Annotated in this window: 4 protein-coding genes; 1 reads left to right on the plus strand and 3 read right to left on the minus strand. The window is 66.9% G+C overall.

All coding sequences use genetic code 11. The features are described from left to right. Nucleotides 1–439 precede the first annotated feature (439 nt). Complete coding sequence (locus tag ACFVXE_RS38495) at nucleotides 440–2,266, minus strand: serine/threonine protein kinase (RefSeq protein WP_389678410.1); 1,827 nt, start codon at nucleotides 2,264–2,266, stop codon at nucleotides 440–442. A gap of 227 nt (nucleotides 2,267–2,493) precedes the next feature. Here ACFVXE_RS38495 and ACFVXE_RS38500 point away from each other — a divergent pair, with 227 nt between their 5' ends. Next, the gene (locus ACFVXE_RS38500) at nucleotides 2,494–2,997 is read left to right on the plus strand and encodes a GNAT family N-acetyltransferase (RefSeq protein ID WP_389678411.1); all 504 of its coding nucleotides are present in this window, start codon (nucleotides 2,494–2,496) and stop codon (nucleotides 2,995–2,997) included. Nucleotides 2,998–3,179: 182 nt separating this feature from the next. Here ACFVXE_RS38500 and ACFVXE_RS38505 read toward each other — a convergent pair whose 3' ends face one another. Then, nucleotides 3,180–3,413 (minus strand): hypothetical protein, encoded by a 234-nt coding sequence (locus ACFVXE_RS38505; protein ID WP_389678413.1) that lies wholly within the window; start codon nucleotides 3,411–3,413, stop codon nucleotides 3,180–3,182. A gap of 132 nt (nucleotides 3,414–3,545) precedes the next feature. Further along, the gene (locus tag ACFVXE_RS38510) at nucleotides 3,546–3,752 is read right to left on the minus strand and encodes a hypothetical protein (protein WP_389678415.1); all 207 of its coding nucleotides are present in this window, start codon (nucleotides 3,750–3,752) and stop codon (nucleotides 3,546–3,548) included. Between the last annotated feature and the right edge of the window lie 2,098 nt (nucleotides 3,753–5,850).

Here is a 5,850-nt window from a genome sequence, read left to right on the forward strand (position 1 = left end):
GCGTAGAGAACTCCATGATCACTCAGGCCCGTGCCTGTACTCATGCCCAGAGTGACCGGCCGTCAGGCAGCGCCACCATTTGCCGGTCGGTCTAAACGGCTTGGACTTGTTCTGCACCATCCACACATGCCCTGCGGCGGCCGGGTACATCGCGGTGCTGAACTTGTACTCCCCGCGCGTTCGTGCAGCGCCAGCTACCGCACCTGTACGACCAGGGCATGCGCGCCGTGGGCGGTCTGCCAGGTCAGCGCCAGACGGGAAATGGTCTCCGGCGCATCGCCCTTGCGACGCGAAGAGGCCCTACCCCGCCGGGGGTAGGGCCTCTCAGCCATACGTACAAGCCGCTCAAGAGTCGCTTCGCAGCAAGCTACCGGATTACCTTGCTGTCCGGTGGCAACGTGGCCTGATCACGTGGCCTTGGAAGCCCACTTCAACGACGCTATCCGCTCCAGGATACTGTCCCACCCTGATTGCCCGTGTAGTTCGAGCCCCAAATGGCGGACGTTTGGGGAGTGCCGGGCTCCACGGACAGCGATACCCCCCATGCCCCCGGTTGGGGTGGCGTGATACCGCTCTTCTTGCAGGGCACTTTCTGCTTCTGGCCCACGTACGTGAACGTAACCGGGCAGCGTGCATAGGCGCCGGGCACAGGGTCGGTGTTGACATCTATCAGCCAGACGAACACGGTGAAGGTTCCGGTCTCTTCCGCCGTGTAATCGGTCCAGATGACCACCTGGTTGTTGCTGTCTATCGAGATGCAAGGGTTGGTCTTGGCGTGGTGCGTGCCGCTGTCATCCAGCGGAATGGTCTGGCGGCAATGTGGACTCCCTGCAAAGTAGGACGCGGAGGCACTGGCCGTGGCCGAAGTCACCACGGCTGCCGGGCGCCGCGTCGCCGGTGCATGGCTCTGACGTCCGGGCGTGGCCGCCGGCGACGACGACGGTGACGGGCTAGGAGTCGCAGACCCGATAATCGACGGCGTGGTTGAAACAGCGCGCTGGCCCCCCGTGCCGTGGTCGACCTCGCGCTGGGTCCACCACCAGCCCGCGGCGGCCAGCAGGGCGACGGCGATGACGGTGAGACCGGGGACGATCCGGCGGCGGCGCCTGCGATTCGCACGGTGCCCGCGGCGGTCTGCGGCCCGGTGATCGCGCGTGGAGATCTCGGAATCGGGGCGACGAGATTGGGCAGGCGAGGAGGAGTCGGGCGAGGTGTCGGCTTGATGGAAGGCGGGGTTGGTGCTGGCACCGTTCGTCGAGGATCCGGCCTGGCCCGCTCCGGGGGTGTCGTCCCGGACGGTGGGAGCGGCGGTCGGCGTGGGGGCGGGCGTAGCCTGCTCAGTCGCCGGTGCGGTGGCCTGCGGGGTGGCACCGGTGAGTTCGGCGCCGCTCAGGGCGGCCAGCTCGGCCACCGAGGGCGGCAGCCAGGCGTCGGTGCCGAGCACAGTGACTATGTCGTCGGTCGGCTCGACCAGTTGCCGGAGCAGCGCGGCCGTGGTCGGCCTGGCAGCCGGGTCCTTTGCAAGGCAGGGCGCGATGGCGGCATGCAGGTCGGCCGGCATCCCGTCGAGGGTCGGCAGCTCGTGCAAGGTGCGGTAAAAGACGACGCTGGGATCGGTGGTGTGTCGGCCGAAGGGGTTGTGCCCGGTGGCCGTGTGGGCGAGTAACACTCCGAGCGAGAAGATGTCGGAGGTGGGACCGATGGGCTGGTCCTGGATCTGCTCCGGCGATGCGAAGCCCGGGGTGCCGACGAATGCGCCGGGAGTGGTCATCTTGGTGGCGCCTGCCACCGCGGAGATACCAAAGTCGATGACGCGTGGGCCGTTCGAGGTCAGGATGACGTTCGACGGCTTGAGGTCGCGGTGGACGACACCGGCCCCGTGAATCGCGGAGAGTGCCTCCACCAGTCCGGCGCCGAGGGCTCGTACCGACGTTGCGGGCCACGGCCCGTGCTGCCTCAGGGCCTGATCGAGGGAGACTCCGGCCACGTGGACTGTGGCAAGCCACGGCTCGTCGGCCTCGGGGTCGGCGTCCACGACGGCCGCCGTGTAGGCGCTGTTGACCTGGCGGGCGGCCTGCACCTCGCGGGCGAAACGGCGGCGGAACTCGGCGTCGTCGACGCGCTGTGGCCGGATCACCTTCACGGCGACCTTCATGCCGCCGGGGCTACGGCCGATGTAAACCTGGCCCATGCCGCCCTGGCCGAGCCGTCCGACGATGCGGTATGGCCCTATCCAGTGCGGCAGCGGAACGTTGTCCCAGTTCACGGCTGATCCCTCATCAGTCTGTGGGCTGCACGCCAGACGTGTGCGCCTCGGAGTCGGGAGTCTGCCAACAGGGATTTGGCATGTCCATTCTGCTTTTGAAACCGTACCGTTCCGCGTCTGTACCGATGGTGACCCCGGAGGTCACGCGCTCGGGAGCCCGGTCGCTTCGCGGAGGCGGTTTGTACTCCAGCTGTAGTTGGCGATGATCCGTGGCGCACAGTGGGGCCATGACTACGTACGACGCGATGGCGTTCCACCTTGAGACCGAGCGGCTGGTACTGCGGCCGTGGGCCGAGTCGGACGCCGCTGAGTTCTGCGCCCTCCTCTCCGAACGCGGCAAGGGAACCCCTACGGTTGAGCGCATCCGGACGTCCATCGCGGAGCTGCTCACCGCGACGGCGACTACGGGGATCGCCCTGTTGCCCATCCAGCGCCGTGACGAAGGCGACTTCATCGGCTACTGCGGGCTGATTATCGGCCGCTCCACCCTAGAGGAGCCTGAAATCGCGTATGAGCTGTTCCAGCGCGTGCATGGACGTGGCTACGCTACCGAGGCGGCCAGCGCGGTGCTCGATGCCGCTATCGCGACCGGGCGGAAACGGCTCTGGTCGACCGTCGGCGCGTGGAACACACCGTCGCTCCGTGTGCTTGAGAAGCTCAGGTTCGAGCGGGATCACGTTTCCACGGAAGACAACGGTGAAGTGGTCTGGCTCACACGTTCGTTGCCGTGACGCGAGAGCATGCTCTCGGGGGCCTGTGATCGTGCCTGATAGCGGGCTTGGTGGTGCGCTTGCGGGTGGGGCGCGGCTTGGGCTCGGCAGCCGCAGGAGTGGCCTTGGTGCTGCGGGGCCGCTTCGCGGCGGGCTCGGCAGGCGCCCCTGCCACTCGGAAGTCCCTCATCTCGGCCGCCCACCTACTGGTTCGGGCTGAGCTGCGGGACCAGTCCGTACAGGACGCTGGGGCGGATCTCCGGCTGGTCGACGTATCCGCAGTCGTGCGGGCAGAGCACCCATTTCCAGGGCTGGGCGTAGGGGGCGCGGATGGACTCGCGGGCGCGGGCGGGGTCGTCGGCGGTGCAGCGGCGTTGGATGCGGCCGCGTAGTCCGCAGCTGGTGCACAGGCCGAGGCGTTGCGGTGTGGGCCGCACCGCTCGGCCTCGATGGTGCCGGCCCCGGGCGGGGAGGACGGGCACGAGTAAGGGACGGCTCGTGGCCGAGCATGCCCGGATGACAACCTGGGGCTGACGCCAAGCAGCGCCGAGGTCTTCGATTGCGCTGGGCTATGCCTCGTATATCCGTACCGAGCCGTCGTCGGTGACCTCGTAGACGCTGATCCTGAGCAGGCTCCGCACTGGGGGCGGCACCCGCAAGGCGTGGAATACGGAGGAGGACGGCAGGACAAGGGCGTAGCGGGTGTCGGGGGACGGGTCGGTCATGCGGCGCAGACGTTGTCCGTAGGCGATGGCGGCATCGGTGCCGGGTTCCATGGGTGCGACCCTTCGCCTCGCCGACCAGTCGCTGATCGCCTCGTACGGCCTCGATGTCGGTGTAGGGGTCCGTGGGTGCGACTGGGGTCCAACCCTCCACCACCAGCCATCGCCGGAAGGCGTCGACGACCCTGTCTTCGTCGCTCGCCCAACTGGTCTGCGGCGACGGGTCCGTTTCCTGTGCTGCGGCGAGAAGGCCGCGAACCGCCTCCAGGTCGCCAGCGCGGTCCCTCTGGTGCAGTCGGCCCCGGCTGTTGGCGTTCAGGTCGGCAGGCCGGATCACCAGCAGGTGCAGGCCGTGAGCGGGGATCTCCGCGTCGCATCGCGCGTCGTACAGCGCCCGCTGCTCGCCTCGCTCCACTCCACTCACTGTTAGGCGCCCAGGCTTGTCGAAGAACGGCGCGGCCTGGTCGTGCTGCATCTCGCGGTACTCCACGACGAGCTTGTGCCCAGGCCAGTAGCTGTCGACCGGCAGCCTGGTCCGCCGCCCCGCGGCTCCTGCATCAACCACCATGATCGGCTCACAGCCCTTCCCTTCTCACGGTCGCCAGCACTGTAGGCCCTGAGCTTGGGAATCACCGTGCTTCTGACGGCCATTGACCGCCGGAGCAGCAGTAGCGGGCGCCAAGAGACGTCCTGGGGCTCGCCCTGGCAACCGCTGTTGACCGTGGTGTACCGGCTTGACGGGCACGGATCGGGCACGCGGATGACTACCGTTTTAGGAAGCGAGGTGGGGCGAGTGGGTGAGCCTGTGAATCCCTTGCTTGGGGACGGGCTGATGGTGCAAGATCCGTCAGCCGCCAGGTCACGGGGATCAGGGGCTTCGCCTGTGGGGTTGTTGTGGCTGGTGCGGACAGACCGATGAATCTGCTGGGGGAACCCGATGTTCGCGCGAGCCGCCCACGGCAGTGGCTCGTCGCACTCGTGGGCGTATGTCTCATGCTCTTTATGGCGGCCTGTGCGAACGAAGACAGACCCGGACCGTCGAGCGTCACGGAAGCCCAGGCGCGAGAAGTCCTCAATAGCGCGATTTCCGACATTGCAGACAACGGCACGGAGCACTTCTGCGACAAGTTCACTGTTCAGGTTGAAACTTGTGAGTATGCGCTAGACGAGGCACGGACCCAATGCCTCTCCCCTGGCGCAGCGCCGAAGGTAGTGAACTCTGCCCTAGTACCTAGGAAGCCAGACACTGATGGTGGATGGGTCCTAGCTGTGGAAGGCCGAACGAATGGCGGGCAACGATACATCTCTCAATTCTTCGTTACTGCCCCGAACGGAGTACCCGGCGCGGCTTTTGGCATCTACTGGACTGGAATCCGCTTGGGCGAACCCCCTTCCGACAAGTGGCGCACTGTCCTTCCTCAGTCCGAGTGCCTGAAGGGAGCTCGCGGGTAGCTTGATGGCGGCAGCGAGCGCCTCCGAACTACGACGTTTACTTTGCGCCTGCTCGGCCGCTGGCGTCGACCTGTCGGGGCGGGGTGAAAGCCTCCGAGCATGAGCTATGACCGGCCGTCTGGGAAGGCGAGCGGCCGGCGGACGACAGGGCCGCTGGCCGAGACTTCGCCGACCTCTCCCCGCTCCGAGACTGCGGGCATCTTTGACTCGGACCACCGCTTTAGGAGCGAGGTGGCGCGAGTTGAGGTCTGACCTGCGGGATACCGCTTCGGCGGCTGCTGGCTGTGGCCTCCGCCAGCAGCCGCAGTTTCCCGTGAGTCCCCGCCCGATCTGGCGCGGTTGTCGTGGCACAGACAGCTTCTGATCCGTAGCTCCAGCGAGAACGGGCACCTCGGGTCATTAGTTGCCCTCGTACGGCATGGGGCCGGCCTTCGCTGCCTCCATGACCTCCGCCGATCGTTGCTCGAAGCCCCGACCTCGATCAGGCGAACCGCCGCCGAGATCAACGACATGCTCATGGGCGCCGCGTAATATCCGCTCCACGGCACCTGCCTCGTCGAGTTTTTTTTACCGCTCCTAGGGCGCGACCGTGTGAACCGGAGGCCGCTAGTGCTGCACTGCGGAAGTTCGTGGAGGGGTGCTGATCAGGTGGTCTTGAGCGGGGCACCGTCGTAGGTCCACTTGTATGGCTTCGTGGTCT

The organism is Streptomyces sp. NPDC058231 (assembly GCF_042882275.1).
Lineage (GTDB): Bacteria > Actinomycetota > Actinomycetes > Streptomycetales > Streptomycetaceae > Streptomyces.